Below are 22,601 nucleotides of genomic sequence, written 5' to 3'. Positions count from 1 at the left end.
TTAACAAGGAATAAGGCCAGCACATAACCGGCCTTATTCTTTGTTGCTTATTGTAATCCGACAAATAAAAGGGAGATCTTACTCGGTAGGAACTGTAATTGTTCCATCAATGATTTGTTTTTTGTAATCTTCAACTTTAGCCAAGATCTCTTCAGAAACGTTAACTTTAGATGTATCAGAGATACCTACACCATTGTCTTTCAAACCAAGAACAGTTGTAGTACCACCTTTGAAAGTACCATCGATTACTTCTTTGGAAACCTTCTTCACAGCTTCGTCAACGCGTTTGATCATGGAAGTCAAAGTTACGTCCGTACCAAATTCAATGGATTGGTCTTTGTCTACACCGATAACCCAAACTTTTGCACCGCCAGCTTTGTTACGGGATTTAGCTTCGTTAAATACGCCATTTCCTGTTGCACCAGCAGCAGGGAAGATGATGTCATTACCATCGTTATATAATGTAGCGGCAAGAGATTTACCAGTATCTGGTTTGTCATATGCACCTGCATAAGTAATTGTAACTTTAGCGTCAGGCTTAACTGCTAATACACCAGCTTTAAAGCCTACTTCAAAACGTTTGATTACTGGGCTTTCCATACCGCCGATAAAAGCTACCTTGTTAGTTTTTGTAGTCAAACCAGCAACCACACCAACCAAGAAGGAACCTTCGTTCTCAGAGAAAGTAACGGATGCTACGTTAGGAGCATCTACAACGCTATCAATAATTGCCAAGTTAGCATTTGCGTTCTCACCAGCAACCTTTTTAATTGCGTCGCCAAGATCAAAACCAATACCCCAAGTCAAGTTGTAGCCATCTTTAACGAATTGGTTAAGGTTTGGCTCATAGTCAGCGTTTGATTTACTTTGCAAATATTTAACGGAAGAACCTGTTTCTTTTTCAAGAGCTTGTAATGCTTCCCATGCGGATTGGTTAAACGATTTATCGTTTACGCCTCCGATGTCAGTAACCATACCAAATTTGAAATCAGATTTTGCGGCATTTGTTCCGCCATTTGTTCCTGCATTAGTCTCGCCATTTGCAGCATTCTTAGCGTTGTTGTTTCCGCAACCGGCCAATACTACTGTGAATGCCAGCAACATTACAAGAGATAGCTTGAAAACGTTTTTCATTGAATGTGATCCCCCTTAAAATATTGGATGTCATCTGTGTTCTACTTGGACATTCCATAGATCAAATTATAACTGCAATAAAATCTAAAATCCAGTCCATAAATGACCTCAGGTCAATAAATATTTGTACTTTTTCGTAAGTAACCGCTTTCCATGACACGACATGTTATCATCATGTTTGAATGATGTTAGAAAACCTTATTTTACTTTGTATAGTATTCCAACACATTACAAATATTATTGCACACTTATGTGTTTTCTATTATTATGATTGCTTAGTATTTGCACTGAAAGGAAGTTATCAGATATGACCGATGAAAAAAATCCACAAACGATGCCGGCTTTTAAATATTGCCGTGAATCCCGTGTCTTCAAAACCGGACGCGTTTTCCCTAATGATGTTAATAATCACAAAACATTGTTTGGCGGTAAGCTTATGAGCGGCATTGATGAAGTAGCCTCCATCTCAGCTATGCGCCATTGCCGTGCTAATGTCGTTACAGCCTCTACAGACTCTGTTGACTTCTTGAGGCCCATCCGACCTACAGACTCCGTATGCTTCGAATCCTTCGTTTCTTGGACCGGACGTACAAGCATAGAGGTATTCGTAAAGATCATTTCAGAAAACTTATATACGGGTGAGCGCGCCGTCGCTGCCACTTCATTCCTTACCTTTGTTGCAGTTGGGGAGGATGGTACTCCCACTCCAGTTCCTGCCATAATCCCAGAGACCGATGAAGAGAAATTGATCAGCGAATCAGCTAATGAACGTTCTGAGCTACGTAAAGTAAGAAGAACCATCAGTAAAAAGCTCGCTGCCGAGCTCAATACTGTGAAGTACTGGGAATAACTCTGCATTAAGCAGAGTTTTTTTCTCATTTTTTTACGGCAGAGGAATCATTTCCTCATTTTATATACTTCATACCACACAAAAAAGCACCGCTGCACGGGCAACCCGCAGGCGGTGCTTTTCGATTATATTACAACACTTACGCGTTGATTTTCTCTTTGGCAATACCAGCCAAGGAGTTGAATGCGTTAAGATCATTTACAGCCAGATCAGCCAGCATCTTACGGTTAACTTCTACACCAGCCAATTTCAGGCCGTATACAAGCTTGCTGTAAGAAAGACCGTTCAAACGAGCTGCTGCATTAATACGAACGATCCACAGTCTGCGGAAGTTACGTTTAGTTTGACGACGGTCGCGGTAAGCGTAAACCATCGATTTCATTACTTGTTCTTTAGCTGTTTTAAAAATACGGTGTTTAGAACCGAAATAACCTTTTGCCAATTTCAATACTTTTTTATGTCTACGACGAACTACAAATCCGCCCTTAACTCTTGCCATATTAATAAACCTCCCAAAAATGTGTGATAAACTATTTCAAGTTAGCCAATCCTTGTTTCAAACGTCTTACATCCCCAGGGGCCATTACTGGATTACCGTTCAGAACGCGCTTAGCGCGTTTAGATTTGTGGGACAGCAAGTGGTTTTTGTGAGCTTTGTAACGTGTTACTTTACCAGTTCCGGTAATTTTGAAGCGGCCTTTCAGGCTGCTATGTGTTTTCATCTTAGGCATGGTGTTTCCTCCTTGAATATTATGCGGCGCCAAATTGCATGTAAGCAAGTGACTCCAGATTTATTGGGCTTTAGGAGCCAAGATCATAATCATGCTGCGACCTTCCAGCTTAGGCTGGCGCTCAACAACAGATATATCAGCCACTTCGTTCTTAACACGCTCGAGGATTTTCTGGCCGATATTCGCATGTGTAATCTCACGTCCGCGGAAACGAACGGAGCACTTTACTTTATCGCCTTCACCCAAGAACTTGATCACATTGCGGAACTTGGTTTGATAATCATGTTCCTCAATGTTAGCACGGAACCAGACTTCCTTGATATCAACGACCTTCTGGTTCTTACGGGCTTCCTTCTCTTTCTTCTGCGTTTCATAACGGAACTTGCCGTAATCCATGATGCGGCATACCGGCGGCTTAGCCTGTGGTGCTACATTGACTAAATCTAGATTAAGATCGATCGCCATTTGCAACGCTTCGCGGATCGGTTTAATTCCGATTTGTTCACCTTCCGCACCAACCAACCGTACCTCTTTGGCCCGAATTTCATCATTGATCATATGTTCCTTACTGATAACTCTCCACCTCCGGATCTTTTTAACAACTATACTGCCTTACTCCATAAAAAAGGGGTGCCGGTAACACCCGACACCCCGTGTTTGATCAACGTTCATGAACATTAACATTCATAAAGCATTGAGATCAAAACCAGCCGGCGAATATGCCAGTCAGGTGAGAAGCAGGTGCTTCTTCTTGCAATCCCTATGATTTGCGTACTTGAATACTATACACCACTCCAAACGGAGTGTCAATTCTTTTATTCAATATTCTTAAATATCTTATACCTGCTTGCTTTGCACTTCTTCAAGTCTTACGACACGCGTATGCTTGGTATGGCTCCATTGCTTGTTGTTCTGCGTAAAGAACGCATAGAACGTAATTGGATACCAAGAGATCAGGTAAATTGGGAAGAACACCAGATAAGCGTACACCTTCTTGAATTTAACCTTCTCCAAAGCCATCGCAATCCCAAAGGTCACCAGATTCAAACCGATCGCAAGGAAACCGAGCCAGACTGGCAAGCTGCCGTAAATATTAGCAATATTCGGTCCGTTAAAGAGGGCCATATCCACCCACATTACCGCCGTCATCAAGAAGGTGAGCAAAACAATGTACACATTTGCTCCGTAAAGCGCAAGGTCAAACTTCGTTAGGCTACGTTCTTTAATACTTTGCCAAAGTAATGGAAAAAAATAACGACGAGCTACAGTAAAGTGTCCTTGCATCCAGCGCAGACGCTGTCTTGAAGAGGCCTTGAAAGTTAGAGGCTTCTCATCAAATACTTTTGCGTCATAGTTGAACTTAGGATATACACCATGAGATGCACTGCGCATCGTAAACTCCAGATCCTCAACCAAGCTTGTAGCTCCCCAGCCCATCTCTTTAAGGAGATTGGTCTCGAAACACATTCCTGTTCCGCCAAGGAAGTTCGCCATATTTAAATTATGGCGTGAAAGTTGCCACAAACGGTTAATATACCAATACGACACACCATACGCTGCAGTAATCCAGGAATCTTCTGGATTCTTGGTGTCAATATAACCTTGAATAACACGTGCTCCTGAACAAAGATCATTATTCATCTCCATTAGGAATTCAGTATGTGCCAGATTATCGGCATCAAACATTACAACTGCGTCATATTGACGCTGCATGCCCCAAAGCTCCTTGAGCATCCATTCAATGGCATAACCTTTACCACGTAGATTCGGGTTAGTACGGACACAAGCGTTCATTCCGTGCTCTCTAACGATGCGAGCTGTGCCATCTGTACAATTGTCACAAATTACAAATACGTCAAACAGTTCTGAAGGATAGTTAAGCTGCTTCAGGTTCTCCATTAACGCGCCGACGACTTCTTCCTCGTTATGTGCAGCAACAAGTACTGCAAATGTTTTTTCTGGCTTATACTTTGTCTTTGTCTTTTTCTTGTGCAGACCAAATAACGAAAAGGTAAACTGATATACTGCGATTGCTGCCAAGATCACTTGGAGCGTAACAAACAGTGCGTCTGTCATGACCTTTTGATGCCCCCTTTTTTTCACTCTCGGTGTTCTTTTTTTTCTCTCTAGCTTGCTTGACGTTCCTTCTGACCCTTTTGTTGCATCCCTTAACAATAGACCAAGAGTATTCTTATTCTAGGCAGACTTCACAATTTTTATATGTGTTGTTTAAAAGAATTGTATGGATTCCATTTATTTGGATCCTTATTTATCTCTTACCCTTTTAAACATGTTTAGTCCGCTTGAATCATTGTACGGCGTTAGCGGCTCTAAGTCAAAACTAGCAAATTTCTAGCAAAACTGAGCTTTTCCTTGAAATGGACTACCTTTAAAAAGTATGATTAAGACAGATCTAATGCTAAAGAACGGACTGCTCATAAGCACCTGTTATCGGTAGCCGACTGGCGGAGGGACAAGATATGAGACATTTATTCATGAAGCTACATCTCTGGGAGCGGCACCTTTTTAAGTGGATCAACGGACGAATGCATAATCGTTTTCTGAACTTTTGGCTCTTCTATCTCACTCATTTGGGTGGAGCTACAAGCACAATTGTTATCAACATACTGATATGGGCATTTGCTCCTCAGCCATGGAGAACCGCTAGCCTGCAAGCAATGACGGCTCTAGCTGTTAGCCATTTGCCCGTTGCTGTCGCCAAAAAACTGTATCCACGCATGCGGCCTTATCTGGCGTTACCGGATACGAATACATTTCGTAATCCATTAAAGGATCATTCTTTTCCTTCTGGTCATACTACAGCTATCTTTGCTTCAACGGTCCCATATATGGTAGCATTTCCTGCCTTGACCGTTATTCTGCTGCCGCTGGCCTGTATTGTCGGGTTTTCACGCATTTATCTGGGATTACATTATCCATCTGATGTCTTTGCAGGCTTAGTGATCGGAACCAGTGTTGCAGCGGGCACTATAGCCTTATGGATCTGAAGTATATATGGTTAAACCGGGAAAACCTTTGAGAATAGGTGAATCAAAATTGCAAAAAAAAAGAATTTTAATACTCTCAGAAGGCTTTGGAGCAGGACATACTCAAGCAGCTTATGCGCTGTCGAGCAGTCTGCGCCAACTGTCACCTAATTTACAAACGAAGGTGCTAGAACTTGGGAATTTCCTTAATCCCAAAATGGCACCCATTATTCTGTCTGCTTACCGTAAGACGGTAACGACTCAGCCAAAGCTGATGGGGTATGTCTACCGTCACCAGAAATCATTTAATCGTCTTACCACGCTTGCCCTGCATCGTATATTTTATACGCATACCAAAAATGTTGTTATGCAGTTGAAACCTGACGTTATTGTCTGCACACACTTCATTCCGGGTGCTGTAGTATCTCGTCTTAAGAGAGTGGATCCTACCCTAAAGATGCCACTCGTAACTGTTATAACGGATTATGACGCACATGCCAGTTGGATCAGTCCAGAGGTAGACCGTTATCTGGTATCAACACCAGAGGTTAAATCCAAATTGCGTATGCGAAACATTCCTTCTGCGAAAATTCAGGTTACAGGGATACCCGTACACCCTAACTTTTGGCAGCATCCTGGAAAGCAGGAGATTCGACAGCAATTCAATCTCAAGGATATGCCAACGGTACTAGTCATGGGCGGCGGCTGGGGGATCATGAACGATCAGGTTGTAAATGCCTGTCTGGCGGAATGGCGAGAAAAGATTCAGATTGTTTTCTGTCTCGGCAAGAATGAAGAGCTGCTTCAGGAAATGAATGAAGACTCACGTTATAATCATCCTAATATATCCTTGATCGGCTTTACGCGTGAGATTGACAAGCTGATGGAGGTGTCCGATCTGCTCGTCACGAAGCCGGGTGGAATGACCTGCAGTGAAGGGCTTGCTAAAGGAATACCGATGCTTTTCTATAACCCTCTGCCCGGGCAGGAGGAGGAGAATTGCCGCTATTTTACCGCAGCAGGTTTCGGAGAGCCGATAGAGTCTTTAGACGTAGTCGTAATGTGGATGGAACGTCTATTAAACAACTACGAGGATGTGCAGAATAAGCGAAAACTTCATCTTGAGGAAATCGCCCGTTACCACCCATTGCAATGTGCTCAGAGCATTATCGAATTATTGGAATAGTTAATTTAAAAGCGGCAGCCTCCAAACCACTTGGAGGCTGCCGCTTTATTATTGAAGCACATCTTTTGGAGTAGTGCTTTGTAACTACAACCGATATTTGTCCAAACGGGTAGCTTGATACTGCTTGAGCGCTTCCGCACCTACAATGGCCTCACAACGATGGATATTCACGCCACGTCCGACAAATTTCGTCTCGTATTCCGTCATAATATGATCCTCATTTATGATGCCGTCCGCATGTAGGTCTAACGAGATATTTTTCATCTGTAGACCAAAGTCCGCAAATGCATTTAATGAGAATTCAAATAGGCTTCGAGAATCTGTTTTCAAATGAATTTCACCTAAGTCGCTTAGCAGCCCCCGATATTTGTCAAGAAAACGCGGGTGTGTCAAACGACGACGAGCATGCTTACTCTTTGGCCACGGATCACTGAAGTTAAGATAAATTCGTTCCAGCTCTCCTGGAGCAAATACTTCCTCTGCATAATCAATATTGGCGAGTGCCAATTTCAGGTTGGGCGGCGTCTCATGACCTGCCGGCTCCCATACTGCTCTAGCCTTATCTCCAGCACGGCGGATCAGCTCATCATACATATCAACGCCGATAAAATTAATATCGGGATATTTGAAGCTCATTTGGCTGATAAACTGTCCCTTGCCCATTCCGAACTCCACATGGATCGGATGATCATTCCCGAACAGCTTGGACCACTCACCTTTATAACTCCGAGGGTCAAGAATGACTAGATCGGTCTGTTCTTCCAAACTTTCACGTATTCCTTTTCTTCCGCGTAAACGCATAGGTATTCCTCCGATTATCTCTTATACGATAACTGTCACTTGCAATATTGTGCCGAAATTGTCCCGAAAAGTAAAGGGATTGAGGTAAAAAAGAAAAAGGAATTCTCTGGCTCAGCTCTTAAATGAGCTATCCAGGGGAATTCCTTCGTTGTGTATATTTGGAATTAAGGCTCATTCTTGTCCGGTAGATTAGGATCTACTTTGTGTTTGAGCTGGTGGCAAATGTCTTTTTTTCGAATGCGCTGCGAATTTTACGCTGTGCATCTGTCTTGATCTTAGGGTTGCCGTTAAATTCCACACCTGTTAGTGCAAGGGCTTCATCTGGCGTTAAGTGGACTTCAATCGAATCTTTACCCTCAGCATATACCGTTTGAGAATTCATTGCTATCACCTCACGGTTATTATTATGGATCGGACGACACGAAATTATGAACTCCTGGCTGAATTTCTTTAAGCCACAGCAGCTTTTCACACTCTGAATATAACATACTATGTAAGCATTTTCAAGTTGAAAGCGCCTTACTTTCGGCCTATTTTTCATGCCAGTACCGGGAGTGAATGTTACGCCGAGCTCTGTTTTTTGATACAATGTATTGGATTATAAGAAACGGCTGTGTGTTCTTTTATAAAGGATGCCATCCGTCTCAGAAAAATATAAGGATAAGGATACTTATCTATGTTTATATTTTCAGAAAGGAGCTCCTCGTGTCTAATCTTCAATACACTACTCCTCCGCAGCTTTGGGGAGATAAACGTTTTCATACCTGGAATTACGAAATGCGTGAACATTTGAACACCAAGGTATTCAAAGTTATGCTTGATGCAGGCTTTACCTGTCCCAACCGTGACGGCTCCATCGCTAAAGGTGGTTGTACTTTTTGCAGTGCCAGAGGTTCTGGTGATTTTGCGGGAAGTCGCCGAGATGATCTCGTCACCCAATTTAATAATATCCGTGACAAGCAGCATCTAAAATGGCCAAACGCTAAATACATTGGATATTTTCAGGCCTATACGAATACGTACGCTCCGGTCGAAGAGCTTAGAGAATATTTCGAAGTGATTTTACAGCAGCCAGGTGTCGTTGGACTATCTATTGCTACACGGCCTGACTGTTTGCCGGATGATGTTGTCGAATATTTGGCCGAGCTAAACGAGCGCACGTATCTGTGGGTAGAGATGGGTCTCCAGACTATACACGACTCCACCTCTGAGCTAATTAACCGGGCTCACGATAGCCAGTGTTATGTAGATGCTGTTGAGAAGTTGCGGCGTCATGGCATTCGTGTCTGCACCCATATCATTCACGGTCTCCCACAGGAGACGCATGAAATGATGCTTGAAACGGTATCTGCTGTGGCTCGCATGGATGTGCAAGGAATTAAGATTCACCTTCTGCATCTCATGCGTAAAACACCCATGGTGAAGCAATACGAAGCTGGATTGCTACGATTCATGGAACAGGACGAGTATGTGAAGCTCATTGCCGATTCACTCGAAATTTTGCCCCCTGAAATGATTGTACATCGCTTGACTGGAGACGCTCCTCGGGATATCTTAATCGGACCGATGTGGAGCCTCAAGAAATGGGAAGTGCTAAATGCCATTGACGATGAGCTAGTTGCTCGTGATACTTGGCAGGGTAAGTATTGGAGGAAGAGCTAATGGGCTTTATGTCCGTTTTAAGCTTTGCTCATAAATTAATCTCTGAGCGGTTAACTTTAGGTGATCGTGCGATTGATGCCACTGTAGGTACTGGTGCTGATACGCTTTTTCTAGCCAAAGCAATTGGAACTCGCGGTGAAGTCTACGGCTTTGACATTCAAGCTACAGCGCTGAGGCTGGCTGAAGAGCGCCTGCGGCTTGCAAGAGAGGAAGCTCCCTCGCTCGCCACCGTCACCTTGCTGGAACGTAGTCACGCCGAAATGGCTGAAGCTGTTCCAGCGAACTGGCATGGCACCGTTGGAGCTGTAATGTTCAATCTAGGCTACTTGCCTTCAGGAGATGCCGACAAGAACATCATTACTCAGCCGGACAGCTCCATTGCAGCCTTGGAAGCTTCTCTCCAGTTACTGCGTCCAGGTGGGATCATTACGGCAGTTCTTTATCCCGGCCATGCAGGCGGAGATAAAGAAGCCGCTGCCGTTGAATCTTGGGCAGCAGCTGTTTCCCAAAAGGTAGCACAAAGCATTGTTTATCGTCAGCTGCAGCGCACGGATTCACCTTATATGATTGCGCTCGAAAAGAAAAAGGAATCCCCTCTTAAACTGTAAGCATCAAACTATTTTATATTTGGGAAGGAAGATGTAGCAATGACTCAACCATATCCTTTGAAATTTCAACCGGAGTTTAAAGAACGTGTCTGGGGAGGCCGCGCGCTGGAGAAATTCGGCTTAGATCTACCTGAAGGACATATTGGCGAAGGCTGGATGATCGCCGATCACGCGAATGGAACGTCTTCGGTGGTAAACGGAGAGTTAGCCGGTCAAGGCTTAGATCAAATTCGTGAGCAGTTCGGCCATGAATGGTTCGGAAGCAAAGGGATTTCAGAAACGGGTGGAAGATTTCCTCTACTAATCAAATTGCTGGATTGCAACGACAATCTTTCCGTTCAAGTCCACCCTACAGATGATTATGAGGGATTGCCACAAGGTGAACTGGGCAAAACAGAGATGTGGTACGTGTTAGACGCTAAGCCAGGTGCCAAAATCATCTATGGTCTTAAAGAAGGCGTGGATCGTGAAACATTGCGTGAAGCACTGGAGAAAGGCACTGTTATGGATAGCCTTCAAGAAGTATCTGTCTCTGCAGGAGACTCCTTCTATATTCCCGCCGGAACCGTTCATGCGCTATGTGCTGGTGTCGTTGTAGCAGAGATCCAGCAAAATTCCGACACTACATACCGCATTTATGACTATGACCGTCCAGGCCTGGACGGAAAACCACGTGAGCTTCATATTGAAGATTCACTTAATGTTACAGCTTATGAAGGCGCCGGGGCTACTTCGATGAAGACAGATAACGCAGTCCCTGGAGAGTGGCTGCAACTTGCCGCTTCGCCATATTTTATCGTAGAAAAAGGAATCGTAAATGGTTCATGGGACCTCACCACTACAGAAGACAGCTTCACTATTCTAGTCATCTGTGAAGGCAGCGGACATCTTACTTGGGATGGCGGCTCCCAACCTTATGCTGCAGGAGAATGCTATCTGATTCCTTCCAGTCTCGGCCGTTACGCTATCGAAGGTCATTCTACTGTGCTTCGCTCTTATTTACCATAAGTCGAGAACCTTTAGGAGGAATGGACCATGAAGGAAAATAGTTTTACCCTAACGGATCCCATAGGTGTAAATATCCATGTCTATGAATGGTTACCTGAATCCGATGTGCCAGTTAGAGGAATCGTGCAAATTTCTCACGGTATGTGTGAAACAGCTGTCCGCTATGCTCGTTTTGCGGAAGCATTAACCGGAGTAGGTTATGCAGTATATGTCAATGACCACCGGGGACATGGTAAAACCGCTGGTCAAGTCGATCTGCTTGGCGATGTTGGGGAAGACGGATTCTATTGGATGCGGCGCAATCTGCTCCAGGTAGCAGCCAAAGCACTCTCCAAACATGAAGGTAAGCCCATCTTTCTATTCGCTCATAGTATGGGTTCCTTTCTGGCTCAAAAGCTGATGTGTGAAGAGGGTAACGAAATCTATGCAGGATTTATCCTAAGCGGTACAAATGGTCCTCGCGGTATGCTGCGCCTTGGAGAATCTCTGGCTAGTGCACAGCTCAAGTTAAAGGGTGAACATCACCGAAGTGTACTACTGAACAGCTTAGTATTCGGCAGTTACAACCGTGCTTTTTCTCCTGTAAGAACTGCATATGACTGGCTGAGCAGCGATGATGCGGAAGTTGATAAGTACATTGCCGATCCATTCTGCGGAGCCATTTGTACAACACGCTTTTTCCGTGGTTTTTTCCACCTCCTAAGGGAGATCCATTCCGAGGAATCACTTAGGACATTATGTACAAGTAAGCCCATTTATATATTTGGTGGGGATAAGGATCCTGTAGGGATGAGCGGCCAAGGCATTCCTCGTCTTGCGGAGCTGTACAAGAAACGAGGGATATCGGACGTAGAGTATCGGCTCTATCCAGGTGGCAGGCATGAAATGCTTAATGAGGTGAACCGGGATCAAGTTACGGCCGATGTGCTTAACTGGTTAGAACAGCATTTCCCTTCTGAGGTTACGACTACAAGTTAAGAGAAAAACGTGGTTTATCAGTTTTATTAGACAGAAGAGCAGCGATCCTCCCGTTATTAGGGGATCGCTGCTCTTCGTTTTGGGTTGTGAGCAGCTTACATTACTCCTAGCTCCTTTCTTCCCCTCCGCTCCCGGACTCATCTGACGCTTTTGGCCAGCCATTCCTATCCCCCTTCATTTTCGGACTTAGAAGACTTTTATGGCCAATCATCACTTCCCTTCACCACTTGCGAATTCAGAAGACGCTTGCGCATGTAACAAAAAAAGACCGCCCCCAAAGGAACGATCTTTCCTCCCAACACAATCGCCTTATTACAAAGGCAACGTATAATACTGAGCGCGTTGGCTCTCGTTCTGCTGATACATTACGATTAGCAGTGTACGACCTTCGCGAACGGAAGGTGATTCAGCTACGGCTACAGCAGAGCTTGTGGTTTGGACAGACTCTTCTAAACTACTCTCTGTAACTCCCTGTATTAATGACTCAGGAGAAGGTACAGCCCCGTCGTTAGCATCGCCTGCTTCCTCTTCCTCTGAACCCCCATCCGCCCGTAGACCGCTGATGGATTCCAGCACCGCTTCAAGCGAGAACGGTAGCACTTCAAGCACCGTATATTTTTGCAGCTCTCTTTCACTGAGTCCGGCTTCTGCCAACTGCGCAGAGATTTGACCCGGATTAGCAGCGATATCCCTCAAGTAACTCGACCAATCCGACTTATCCAGCACGAAATCCCACCAGATTTTGCGAGGCTTATACTTGTGTCCTAGGAAATAATCAAGCTTCATTAGCCCAGTAATAATATCCATAGACGGAGTCCCACGATCTAATAAGAAGGACTGCAAACGAGTAAAGAGATCTTCTAGCTGATGCCCAATCTTTTGCCAGCCTCTCTCCTCCCAGTAGTCACCGAACTCCTGAAAGAAATCAAATGGTGAATCAAACACGTGACGGATCAAGTATTTGGCCGTATGGTCCATCCGGTGGCTGTTCCAGTATTTCTCCAGCACATCCTCAAGCCGCTTCAAACGAATAATATCCGAGAAGGTCATCATATGACTGCTAAGAATTTCGTAAGGGGCATGTTCCATATACGTATACTCATATTTTGCCGCCTGTGCACGCAGACCCGTCCCGCGAAGCATTTTGAGGAATCCAAGTTGCAGCTCTTCTGGCTCCATAACGAATACATCGTTAAAGGTTTTACGGAAGGTGGTGTAATCCTCCATTGGAAGCCCTGCGATTAAATCCAGATGCTGATCGATATTACGACTTTCCTTAATCTTCATTACCGTACGAGAGAGCTTCTTGAAATTCTGGCGACGTTTAACAAGCTCGTTCGTCTCATCATTTGTAGACTGTACACCAATCTCAAATCTAAAGATGCCCGGAGGCGCATTATTCGACAGGAAATCCAGAACTTCTGGCCGCATGATATCTGCTGTGATTTCAAACTGGAACACACAGCCTTGATGATTATCGATCAGGAATTGAAACATTTCCATCGCATAGTTGCGGTTGATATTGAAGGTGCGGTCCAAGAATTTAATGATTTTGGCACCATTTTCAATTAAGTAGAGTAGATCAGACTTCACTCGTTCAATATCATAGTAACGTACGCCTACCTCAATACTGGATAAACAAAATTGACAGTTAAACGGGCACCCACGGCTTGTCTCAAAATAAACAATACGTTTGCTCAGATCTGGAATATCCTCTGGAAAACGATGCGGTGTAGGCAGCGTATTTAGATCGCTTTTGGGACGAGGTGGATTTACAATGATCTCCTCTCCCTTACGATAAGCAGTTCCGTACACAAAATGAAATTTCCGGTCGTCTCTCAGCTCCTGCAGCAGATGATGAAATGTCTCTTCTCCATCTCCGTTGACGATGAAATCAACGCCAGCTTCTCTCTTCATCCAATGCAGCGGCTCATAAGAGACTTCCGGTCCTCCGAGAACAATCGCAACCTCAGGCATCACTTGCTTAAGAATTCCGATCAGCTTGAGCGTCTCTTCAATATTCCAGATATAACAGGAGAAGCCAATCACATCTGGCCGTTTCTGAAACAAGTCGGACACGATATTCATCACGGGATCTTTAATGGTGTACTCCACCAAATGAATATCTTTAAATTCATGCTCACTGTAAGCTTTAAGCAAACGGATCGCCAGTGAGGTATGGATATATTTTGCGTTTAGCGTGGTCAGAACGATTTTCAATGCTACACGACCTTTTCTACATTTCATTTTGAAAAAACTCTAGGAATGCCTTACCATACTTCCGGTATTTCACTTCCCCGACACCCTTTACCCTCAGCATTTCCGCTTCGGTCTGCGGGCAAACCACACTCATCTCACGCAGCGTGGCATCATTAAAAATAATATATGAGGGCACATGCTCACGTCCCGCCAATTCTCGCCGGATCAGACGCAGCTGCTCAAAGACAGTCTCATTGACTGCCGAAGGTGACAGGTCATGCCCGCGACTACGAACTCGCGTACCAGATGCCGCACCTGTTCGTGATGGCCGCGCTACTCGCTGCATGACCTCACGCTGTCCGCGCAGTACCTCAGCAGCCAAAGGCTGAAGCCGCACTACGGGGTATTGTCCTTCAGACAAAGCAAGATATCCCTCAGAGATGAGTACATTGATGCTCTCCGAGATCTCCTTCTCTGTCCGGCTCGACATCGCCCCATGCGTTGGCAGCTTGTCAAAACCATATTGCATCACCTTCTGATTACGAGAGCCTTTCAGCACAGAAGCCACCAACGCAACTCCATAACGTTCCCGCATACGGTGAATGCAGGAGAATATCTTCTGCGCATCTACGGTCATATCTACACGCTCTCGTTCATCTGTACATGAGCTGCAAATGCCGCATAACTTGTCCTCATGCTCCTCACCGAAATAATCCAGTTGGGCACTGCGCAAGCAGCGGGTAGTATAACAATAATCAATCATTTGCTGAAGCTTGCGATATTCGTTAGCTTTACGGTCCGTATCCTGCGGATTCTGCTCGATCAGGAACTTTTGCGTCATAATATCCTGCGCACTAAACAGCAAAATACATTCACTCGGCTCCCCGTCACGTCCAGCACGGCCCGCTTCCTGAACATAAGCTTCCATATTTTTTGGCATATTATAATGAATTACGTACCGGACATTGGATTTGTCAATCCCCATCCCAAAAGCGTTGGTGGCCACCATGACCCGGATATCGTCATATAGGAAGCCTTCCTGGCTATCTGCCCGCTCCTGATCATTCATACCTGCGTGATAGCGGCCTGCCGCTATTCCTGAAGCCTGCAGCCTTTGATATAGATCATCCACTTCTTTGCGTGTAGCCGCATAAACAATACCCGGCTGATGAGAATGCGTTGCTGTGTAATCCATGACGAATTCCCGCTTATTCTCTCCACGTAGCACAGACATCGCTAGATTATCTCTTCCGAGTCCAGTCATGAAAATACCCGGCTCGCGCAGACGCAGCAGCCGAACCATATCCTCCATAACCTCTGGTGTTGCCGTCGCTGTAAATGCAGCCAAGATTGGCCGTTCTGGCAGCTCGTTCACAAAAGGCGATACCGACAAATAACTTGTACGGAAATCATGTCCCCACTGAGATACACAGTGCGCCTCATCCACAGCCACACAGGAAATCGCCAGCTCAGCCATCTCCAGTCGGAACCAGTCCAGCTCTAGCCTTTCAGGCGCGACATAAAGCAGCTTCAAATCGCCGCGACGGGCAGCCCGAATCCGCTCATTTACTTCTTTCCCGCTTAACGTGCTATTAATAAAGGCTGCCGGAATACCTGCCGTGGTTAACGCATCGACCTGATCCTTCATCAGAGAGATCAATGGTGAGATCACCAGTGTCAGCCCAGGAAGCAGCAGTGCGGGAACTTGATAGCAAATCGATTTCCCACCTCCCGTAGGAAGAATACCGAGTGTGTCGCGACCTTCCAGCAAGTTCTGAACAATCTTCTTCTGACCATCCCGAAAATCCGGATAACCGTAATATTTTTGCAGCTCAGCCTGCGCCTGTTCAATAGTAGGTGCTTGCATCATCATATCTCTCATAACCCCTTAAGCGTTTCTATCTTTAGTTTAGCGGTCAAAAGTGTATTGAGCAACACTCCTTAACTATGGTCACCATGTTCTTCCTTTGAAATATTTACATAAAAGGCCTTCTTTTAAGCCAAGCTTTAAGAAGAGAGATTTCATAGAAGGGTGGAGCGACCGTGCAAAATTGGAAACAAAAATATACCTCTTTTAAACATAAGCCTGCACGCAAAGAGTCCTCTGCCCAGGACAATCGTCCGGTAAAGCCACTGGATTCCAGCCTGGAGAGCAATATAAGCTTCATTCAACAAGTCTTTGGAGAAGACAGCGATCTTATAGTCCGTAACTTCAAGGTGTACGGTAGACATGATGCGGCTATTATCTTTTTTTCTTCTGTGGTGGACCAGAATCAAATTCAGAACTATGTTTTAAAGCCATTAATGAATGTTTCCTCTGATCTCTCAGAAATTCCAAAAGATCTAAAGGATTTACCTGATTACATCTGGAGTATGACAGTACAAGTAACACAAGGTAACCGTACTAAGGATCTAAATACTCTAGCCTCTATCTTGTTGGCGGGAAATGTAGTTCTAATCATAGATGGAATGGATCAGGCACTTTACTTCAATCTGCGTAAAATTGAGCATCGTAGCATTGAGCAACCTCAAACTGAACAAGTTATACGCGGTTCGCGTGATGGGTTTATAGAGAATTTAGAATCCAATATCTCTTTGCTTCGCTATCGACTGCAAACGCCGGATTTTCGTGTAGTAACTGCCCCTCTTGGCGTACGGACGCGCTCAAAAGTATCTGTTTGTTATATCGAAGGAATAGCCGATCCAGGGCTAGTTCAAAAGGTGATGAAGCGATTATCAGCAATAAATGTAGACGGCATCCTTGATGCGGGGTATATCGAGCAATTCATAGAGGATCATCCCCTTTCCCCGTTTCCACAGGTTCAGCCAACCGAACGTCCGGATAAATCTATAGCCTCTTTATTAGAAGGACGAGTCATCATCCTTGTAGATGGCTCACCATTCTGCCTCATCGTCCCGGCGCTTTTCAATCAGTTCTTTCAGACGATGGATGACTATACAGAACGTTTTGTTGTAGGAAGCCTCCTAAGAATGATCCGCCTGATCGCATTATTATTTTCCCTTTTCTTCCCAGCCTTATATGTATCCATTATCTCTTTCAATCCTGAGCTACTGCCGACAGAGTTCGCCGTAGCAATAACTGGTGCAAGAGCTGGCGTACCCTTTCCAGCAGTATTGGAAGTTCTGATTATGGAAGTCTTCATGGAGGTGCTGCGCGAAGCAACCATTCGCTTACCGCAAATGATTGGCGGGGCTCTTTCTATTGTAGGTGTGCTTGTCATTGGTCAGGCAGCCGTAGCAGCAGGTCTGGCGAGTCCCACTACCGTAGTTGTTGTTGCTATAACGACCATAGGGTCTTTTGCCACCCCCGCTTACAATGCCGCTATCTCTTCAAGAATGCTTAGATTTCCATTGATCATATTGGCAGGCTGCTTTGGCCTGTACGGAGTCATGCTTGGCACTATTGTTATTGTTAACCACTTATTATTCCTGGAATCCTTTGGCGTTCCCTACATGACACCCTTTGTGCCTACGATATGGAAGGACCTTAAGGATAGTATCGTTCGGGTACCTTTATGGTGGATGCGAAGTCGCCCAAGCTTTCTCAATACACCTGATCCTGATCTTCTTGCGAAGGATATCCCCAAAATGCATACCGATCTGATTTTTAAGGAGAAAAGTGAAGCTGATGAATAGTAACCGCCCCATAACAACGATCCAAGTCATGGCTGTAATCATCAGTACGATTATAGGAATAGGAATCTTAAGTATTCCTCGTTATATGGCTGAAGCCGGAGACAGTGGTGCACCGCTCGTAACTGCTTCTGGCGTACCTGTTGCTTTTTTAGGTTGCTGGTTTACAGCGGTTGTCTGCCGAAAATTCCCTAACGAAACGTTGTTCGTATTCAGCCGCCGCCTTCTCGGAACTTGGCTCGCGGATATTTTCTCCATGCTTATTTCTTTGTTTTTTGCTTTCTCTGCTGGGATCACCATGCGCCAATTTGGAGAAGTATGTGTTGCGGTTGTCTTTAAAAAGACACCCATAGAAGTAGTAATTCTCTTAATGCTCCTACTGGTTGCCTTATCAATCCGTAGAAATATTGTAAAATTCACTTATGTACATGTTTTTTATTTACCCTTTATTTTATTATCCGCTATCGCAATTATATTGGTAGCTATGAGAAATGTTGATGTTCTGAACTTGCTACCCCTCACCGGAAATCACACCACCTTTTCAAGCTTTTCCAAAGGAACGATTACGTCCGCTGGCCTTTATCAAGGCACATTTGTCATCATCCTGCTGGTTCCTCTAATGAAAAAACCTCAACAGATCCTTAAAGCAGGCACTGTTGCGCTTTGTATCATTGGATTCATTTATGTAATGATCGTTTGGGTCACTCTAGGTATGTTTGGAGCTCAGGAAACCAAATTACTGTCCTATCCAACCCTAGAAGCAGCTCGCTCCATATCCATCGGCGCAGGACTATTAGAACGGTTTGATGCTCTTTTTATAATAATTTGGGTGATTTCTATATTCACTACCATCTTTACGAACTACTACTTAGCCGCATACTCTCTGCAACAAGTGCTGCGGCACAAGGATCACCGCCTAATATCCAGTTTCTTACTTCCACTTATCTTCACTTTTTCACTTTTGCCGAGAAACATATTTCAGGTCTATTCATTTGCTAGCATTACAGCGATTATCGGTTTGATTTTTTTGACCTTCTATCCTCTTTTATTATGGTTAGTCTCTTTAATCCGAAATAAAGGAGCACTTTCTCATGAATAAAAAAATTTATAAGCGTGTAGTTCTTATTTTTATTCTCTCACTCCTGTCTGGCTTACTCTCAGGGTGCTGGGACCAGCTTGAAATAGAAGACCGTGCATTGGTACTAGGGTTATCCATTGATTCCGTCCCTTCAGACAGCAAAACAAATGATGACCAAACCACTCATCTTAAAAGCGCAAATATTAACCTACCCCAAATTCGTGTAACCGCCCAAATTGCAGTTCCGGGAAGAGTTCCACTCGGACCAGGCAGTGGGGGTGAAGGCGGAGGCGGGAATCAAAATCCAGTATGGGTCGTAGAAGTATACGGGTACACATTAGATGACGCCATGAACAATTTACAGCAGCAAATTTCTGATCCACGTTATCTAATTCATTTACGAGTGATTATTATTAGTGAGGATATTGCAAGAAAAAACATGGATGACTTAAATGATTATTTACGTCGCAATCCAGAAGTTCGTCGCCGGACCTGGCTGCTAGTATCCGAAGGGGAAGCTGCCAAATTCATGAATATTAATCCTCCGCTGCAGCGAGTGCCGACTCTTTACATCCTCTCCACCATGGAAAAAGCAGTGACATCGGGGAAATTTCCTGCTGATTATATAGGTGTATTCTGGTCAGCAAATTCCAAATGGGGCGAAAGTGGTTATCTGCCTTACGTCTCATTACATCAGGAAGACAATATCATGATTAAAGGCCTAGCTTACTTTAGTGGTGGAGTGATGGTCGGTTCGACGATTCCGATTGAGATTGGCGCATATATGTCCATGAAGGGCATTAATCCGGGGGGATACTCCGATCTTTTTTATGCTGATGAATTCGGTCCGGTGATGCTCAAGGTCAACGACCGGTTCACGAGGGTGAAAGTTCAATTCAAAGAGGGCAAACCTCATATCACCTATAATCTTTCTTTAGAAGCGGATCTGGACGAGCATTTACGCAATGATATCAGTATTGCTTCCAGTCGTTCTTTAGAAAAGATTGAAGATATCTTTCAAAAGAGAGTGATCGGTATTTTTAACCACCTTATCAAAGAAACTCAGGAAGCGCATTCCGATGTCTTTGGCATGGGTGAATATATTCGTGCATATGCTCCCTCCTACTGGAAAGCACATGTTCGTGACAAACATGACTGGGAGCAGCAGTATTCCAATCTCAGTATTGAAGTTAAGTTGAAAACTCACATCGACAGAGTAGGTCTTAAACAAAATTAAATGACGTTTATAGGAGGCTCTACTATGCTCTATCACCAGCTAACCTACGTAATTGTTGCGCTGCTGATCTCCAGTGTTCTGTTGCTTACTGTGGATACTAAAATATATGCAGTCAATGCTATGCACCGGGAAAAGAAATACGCTAATGTGATCGGTTGGATATATTTCAGCTTATTCCTGGTGATAGGACTAGCTCAGCTATTCTATCTATAAATCGAATTCGTTTCTTGCTGCCCTTCACATAGTATTTCTTAACCGCCCATGGTATATTGAGGAGTACAATATTAAAGGACGGAGAATGCAGTCATGAACACAAGAAGAAATCCTAAAGAAACAGCCAAAAGAGGTACTCGTTCCCACAGCAATTCCCACAGCAAGCCAAATGGCAAGCTTAATCATAAAGCTAAAGCACCCGCAGCGCCCAAGTCTTTTACAGTAAATGAACCTTCTGAGCTGTTACCCTTCTTACTCATCCATATCACAGGCCGTGGACGAAATGCTATTAAATCTATCCTCTCGCGTGGACAAGTAGCAGTGAATGGCAAAGTAGTCACACAGCATAATTTTCAATTGCATCCGGGTCAAACTGTGACGATTGATCAAGAGAAGCCTGTACAAGTAGCGGAAATGATCGGACTCACCATCGTCCATGAAGATGATGATCTAATCATTATTCAGAAGGATGCTGGACTGCTGTCGATTGCCACTGCGGAAGAAAATGAATTAACAGCTTACCGCCAGCTTATGGAGCATGTCCGCATCAGCAATCCTAAGAATCGAATTTTTGTCGTGCACCGCTTGGACCGCGATACGTCTGGGGTAATGATGTTTGCCAAAAGCGAACGGATCCAGCAAGCACTGCAAACTACGTGGAAGGATACCGTGAAAGAACGTTCTTACGTAGCTCTAGTTGAAGGCGCCGTTAAAAGACCTGAAGGTACAGTGAGCTCTTGGCTAAAAGAAACCTCTACCCTGAAAATGTACTCCAGTCCTCATGAAGGCGATGGTCTACATGCGATCACACATTATAAGCTCATTCAGGCGAACCGCCACTTCTCGTTGCTTGAGGTAAAGCTTGAAACTGGACGCAAAAATCAGATTCGTGTTCATATGGCAGATATCGGCCATCCGATCGCAGGAGACAAGAAGTATGGTGCAGAGACCAAAACGGTAGGCCGTCTCGGTCTGCATGCTCGTGTACTTTCTTTTATTCATCCTACTACAGGAGAGTTAATGACCTTCGAAAGCCCGATTCCGAAGACATTCCTGAAATATACCGCACCTGCACCTACGAACTAACAAGATCACAGTGAATACCCATTCATCCTAAGGGGGCTGATTACAGTGGAGCTTACTACACTACAATCGCTACAATAACTTAACAAAGAATGGGTGATTAGCTATGGCAACAGCACATCATTATGAATGTATTGAACGTTTACCCACGACTGAGGAGCATGCCTCCTTATGGGAAGCTGTCGGTTGGGGGAACGTGAATACGGAAATGACCGCAGCCTCTCTGGCTCATTCGGTGTATGGTATGGTCGTTGTACAGGAAGACAAGGTTATCGGTATGGGGCGGATCGTCGGCGATGGTCATATGTATTTCTATATTCAGGACGTAGCCGTGCTTCCCGAATTTCAGGGCCAAGGCATTGGTAATGTCATTATTGAGCAGCTAATACACTATATTCGATCTCATTGTTTTTCTGGCGCGTTCGTCGGACTTTTCGCATCACATGGGAATGATACCTTTTACGAACGATACGGCTTTCAGAATCATGCCCCGGGTATGACGGGCATGTTCAAGGTCATGGAGTAACAAGCGAAAGATGCCCGGTCCATATGGTCCCTGGGCATCTTTTTCACTTCTATTTAGATCATGTTACAATACTAATAAACAAAAGAAGGTGCCATTATTGTTCCATCCTACTGTCTTCGATAATATTAAAATTGCTTTTGAGAACCAAATCTACGATTACGATAATTTGGACGGAATTCTAGTAGTTACGGATCGTTCCGACCTTCTGAATATGGCATCGATGTCCAGAGAATTTAGCCTTTCCTTCCAATTGACGGCTGGCAGGAGCGTAACCGCCGAAGTCTTTCTTACTTCATCTGTGAAAGATCTTAGCGATGAAATATTGGAAGTGCCTAACACGGATCCCGGTTGCAATCTTTCGTTACGTTTTTATATGGAGATCGAAGATATCCCTGCTGAATGTCAGGCGATCGAGAGTATTCTCAAAGCGATCTGGGGGCCTGAATTCCAGCCCGTGCAATCTTTAAGCTTCATTTATGGTCAAGAAGGTGAAACCTACAACAACTGCATCGAGCTGCGATTCAAAAGGCAAATCACGGAGGAGCAGATGGAGGACATTCCGAACCTGCTGAATCATCTTCTGCAAAGTGTAGAAGAACTGGAATCTTTCTCCGTATAATCCCTACTGCACACCGTTCGTACTTTGGAAAAAGAGGTGAGCCAGAA

At 44.5% G+C, this 22,601-nt stretch carries 23 protein-coding genes and 1 other annotated feature; of the genes, 14 read left to right on the top strand and 9 right to left on the bottom strand.

Features of this window, described 5'->3' with window-relative positions:
• Positions 1-78: 78 nt before the first annotated feature.
• Positions 79-1,134 carry a BMP family protein gene (locus MHI27_RS06575; protein WP_405175869.1) on the bottom strand — a complete coding sequence of 352 codons (1,056 nt, stop codon included), beginning with the start codon at positions 1,132-1,134 and terminating at the stop codon, positions 79-81.
• Positions 1,135-1,441: 307 nt separating this feature from the next.
• Between MHI27_RS06575 and MHI27_RS06570 the strand changes: the two genes are divergently transcribed.
• On the top strand, positions 1,442-1,984 hold the full coding sequence (locus MHI27_RS06570) for an acyl-CoA thioesterase (protein ID WP_042185711.1): 543 nt from the start codon (positions 1,442-1,444) through the stop codon (positions 1,982-1,984).
• A 139-nt stretch (positions 1,985-2,123) separates the two neighbouring features.
• Here the strand turns inward: MHI27_RS06570 and rplT are convergent, their stop codons facing one another.
• The 4 genes from rplT to MHI27_RS06550 all read right to left on the bottom strand — a co-directional run bounded on the left by rplT (position 2,124) and on the right by MHI27_RS06550 (position 4,791).
• Positions 2,124-2,483, bottom strand: a complete 360-nt coding sequence (gene rplT, locus MHI27_RS06565) for a 50S ribosomal protein L20 (RefSeq protein ID WP_042125073.1) — start codon at positions 2,481-2,483, stop codon at positions 2,124-2,126.
• A 31-nt stretch (positions 2,484-2,514) separates the two neighbouring features.
• A complete protein-coding gene (gene rpmI / locus MHI27_RS06560) occupies positions 2,515-2,715 on the bottom strand; it encodes a 50S ribosomal protein L35 (RefSeq protein WP_036679507.1) in 201 nt (66 codons plus the stop codon).
• 60 nt (positions 2,716-2,775) lie between these two features.
• The gene (gene infC / locus MHI27_RS06555) at positions 2,776-3,273 is read right to left on the bottom strand and encodes a translation initiation factor IF-3 (protein ID WP_036679510.1); all 498 of its coding nucleotides are present in this window, start codon (positions 3,271-3,273) and stop codon (positions 2,776-2,778) included.
• 56 nt (positions 3,274-3,329) lie between these two features.
• Positions 3,330-3,474: a sequence feature (ribosomal protein L20 leader region), on the bottom strand.
• Positions 3,475-3,552: 78 nt separating this feature from the next.
• The gene (locus MHI27_RS06550) at positions 3,553-4,791 is read right to left on the bottom strand and encodes a glycosyltransferase family 2 protein (RefSeq protein ID WP_042185708.1); all 1,239 of its coding nucleotides are present in this window, start codon (positions 4,789-4,791) and stop codon (positions 3,553-3,555) included.
• Between the two features lie 404 nt (positions 4,792-5,195).
• Between MHI27_RS06550 and MHI27_RS06545 the strand changes: the two genes are divergently transcribed.
• Both MHI27_RS06545 and MHI27_RS06540 read left to right on the top strand, forming a co-directional pair.
• Positions 5,196-5,723 carry a phosphatase PAP2 family protein gene (locus tag MHI27_RS06545; RefSeq protein ID WP_042185706.1) on the top strand — a complete coding sequence of 176 codons (528 nt, stop codon included), beginning with the start codon at positions 5,196-5,198 and terminating at the stop codon, positions 5,721-5,723.
• Positions 5,724-5,772: 49 nt separating this feature from the next.
• A complete protein-coding gene (locus MHI27_RS06540; RefSeq protein ID WP_405175868.1) occupies positions 5,773-6,888 on the top strand; it encodes an MGDG synthase family glycosyltransferase in 1,116 nt (371 codons plus the stop codon).
• A gap of 84 nt (positions 6,889-6,972) precedes the next feature.
• On the opposite strand, the gene trmB is transcribed toward MHI27_RS06540, so the two are convergent.
• Together trmB and MHI27_RS06530 are read right to left on the bottom strand one after the other, a co-directional pair.
• Positions 6,973-7,689, bottom strand: a complete 717-nt coding sequence (trmB, locus tag MHI27_RS06535) for a tRNA (guanosine(46)-N7)-methyltransferase TrmB (protein WP_036679523.1) — start codon at positions 7,687-7,689, stop codon at positions 6,973-6,975.
• Between the two features lie 196 nt (positions 7,690-7,885).
• Positions 7,886-8,071, bottom strand: coding sequence for a hypothetical protein (locus MHI27_RS06530; RefSeq protein ID WP_042125061.1), 186 nt, complete (start codon positions 8,069-8,071; stop codon positions 7,886-7,888).
• A 323-nt stretch (positions 8,072-8,394) separates the two neighbouring features.
• Between MHI27_RS06530 and MHI27_RS06525 the strand changes: the two genes are divergently transcribed.
• Genes MHI27_RS06525 through MHI27_RS06510 form a run of 4 tightly spaced genes read left to right on the top strand, consistent with a single transcriptional unit; the run spans position 8,395 to position 11,945 of the window.
• Positions 8,395-9,351: a TIGR01212 family radical SAM protein gene (locus MHI27_RS06525; RefSeq protein ID WP_076286344.1), complete on the top strand. Its 957-nt coding sequence runs from the start codon at positions 8,395-8,397 to the stop codon at positions 9,349-9,351.
• Positions 9,351-9,959: a class I SAM-dependent methyltransferase gene (locus MHI27_RS06520; protein WP_405175867.1), complete on the top strand. Its 609-nt coding sequence runs from the start codon at positions 9,351-9,353 to the stop codon at positions 9,957-9,959. The genes MHI27_RS06525 and MHI27_RS06520 overlap by 1 nt, the downstream gene beginning before the upstream one ends.
• 39 nt (positions 9,960-9,998) lie before the next feature.
• Complete coding sequence (locus MHI27_RS06515; RefSeq protein WP_042185697.1) at positions 9,999-10,967, top strand: type I phosphomannose isomerase catalytic subunit; 969 nt, start codon at positions 9,999-10,001, stop codon at positions 10,965-10,967.
• 27 nt (positions 10,968-10,994) lie between these two features.
• Entirely contained in the window at positions 10,995-11,945 is a 951-nt protein-coding gene (locus tag MHI27_RS06510) for an alpha/beta hydrolase (protein WP_341049681.1), read from the top strand.
• A 312-nt stretch (positions 11,946-12,257) separates the two neighbouring features.
• Here the strand turns inward: MHI27_RS06510 and MHI27_RS06505 are convergent, their stop codons facing one another.
• Entirely contained in the window at positions 12,258-14,165 is a 1,908-nt protein-coding gene (locus MHI27_RS06505; protein WP_405176698.1) for a B12-binding domain-containing radical SAM protein, read from the bottom strand.
• A 16-nt stretch (positions 14,166-14,181) separates the two neighbouring features.
• Positions 14,182-16,017, bottom strand: a complete 1,836-nt coding sequence (recQ, locus tag MHI27_RS06500; RefSeq protein ID WP_405175866.1) for a DNA helicase RecQ — start codon at positions 16,015-16,017, stop codon at positions 14,182-14,184.
• 170 nt (positions 16,018-16,187) lie between these two features.
• Here recQ and MHI27_RS06495 point away from each other — a divergent pair, with 170 nt between their 5' ends.
• From MHI27_RS06495 to MHI27_RS06465, 7 genes are all read left to right on the top strand, one after another.
• Positions 16,188-17,801: a spore germination protein gene (locus MHI27_RS06495; RefSeq protein WP_405175865.1), complete on the top strand. Its 1,614-nt coding sequence runs from the start codon at positions 16,188-16,190 to the stop codon at positions 17,799-17,801.
• On the top strand, positions 17,794-18,897 hold the full coding sequence (locus tag MHI27_RS06490) for an endospore germination permease (RefSeq protein ID WP_405175864.1): 1,104 nt from the start codon (positions 17,794-17,796) through the stop codon (positions 18,895-18,897). The genes MHI27_RS06495 and MHI27_RS06490 overlap by 8 nt, the downstream gene beginning before the upstream one ends.
• Positions 18,890-20,113: a Ger(x)C family spore germination protein gene (locus MHI27_RS06485; RefSeq protein WP_405175863.1), complete on the top strand. Its 1,224-nt coding sequence runs from the start codon at positions 18,890-18,892 to the stop codon at positions 20,111-20,113. Before MHI27_RS06490 ends, MHI27_RS06485 begins: the two co-directional genes overlap by 8 nt.
• A 24-nt stretch (positions 20,114-20,137) precedes the next feature.
• Positions 20,138-20,326 (top strand): CLC_0170 family protein, encoded by a 189-nt coding sequence (locus MHI27_RS06480; RefSeq protein WP_076119977.1) that lies wholly within the window; start codon positions 20,138-20,140, stop codon positions 20,324-20,326.
• 93 nt (positions 20,327-20,419) lie between these two features.
• Positions 20,420-21,412, top strand: coding sequence for an RluA family pseudouridine synthase (locus tag MHI27_RS06475; RefSeq protein WP_042185686.1), 993 nt, complete (start codon positions 20,420-20,422; stop codon positions 21,410-21,412).
• A 103-nt stretch (positions 21,413-21,515) separates the two neighbouring features.
• Complete coding sequence (locus MHI27_RS06470; protein WP_405175862.1) at positions 21,516-21,935, top strand: GNAT family N-acetyltransferase; 420 nt, start codon at positions 21,516-21,518, stop codon at positions 21,933-21,935.
• A gap of 97 nt (positions 21,936-22,032) precedes the next feature.
• Positions 22,033-22,554 carry a hypothetical protein gene (locus tag MHI27_RS06465; RefSeq protein ID WP_076284127.1) on the top strand — a complete coding sequence of 174 codons (522 nt, stop codon included), beginning with the start codon at positions 22,033-22,035 and terminating at the stop codon, positions 22,552-22,554.
• The last annotated feature ends 47 nt before the right edge of the window (positions 22,555-22,601 follow it).

This window comes from Paenibacillus sp. FSL H8-0261, from assembly GCF_045040645.1.
Taxonomy (GTDB): domain Bacteria; phylum Bacillota; class Bacilli; order Paenibacillales; family Paenibacillaceae; genus Paenibacillus_AQ.
Note: the sequence above shows the minus strand (reverse complement) of the source record. Positions and strands in the feature narration are given on the sequence as shown.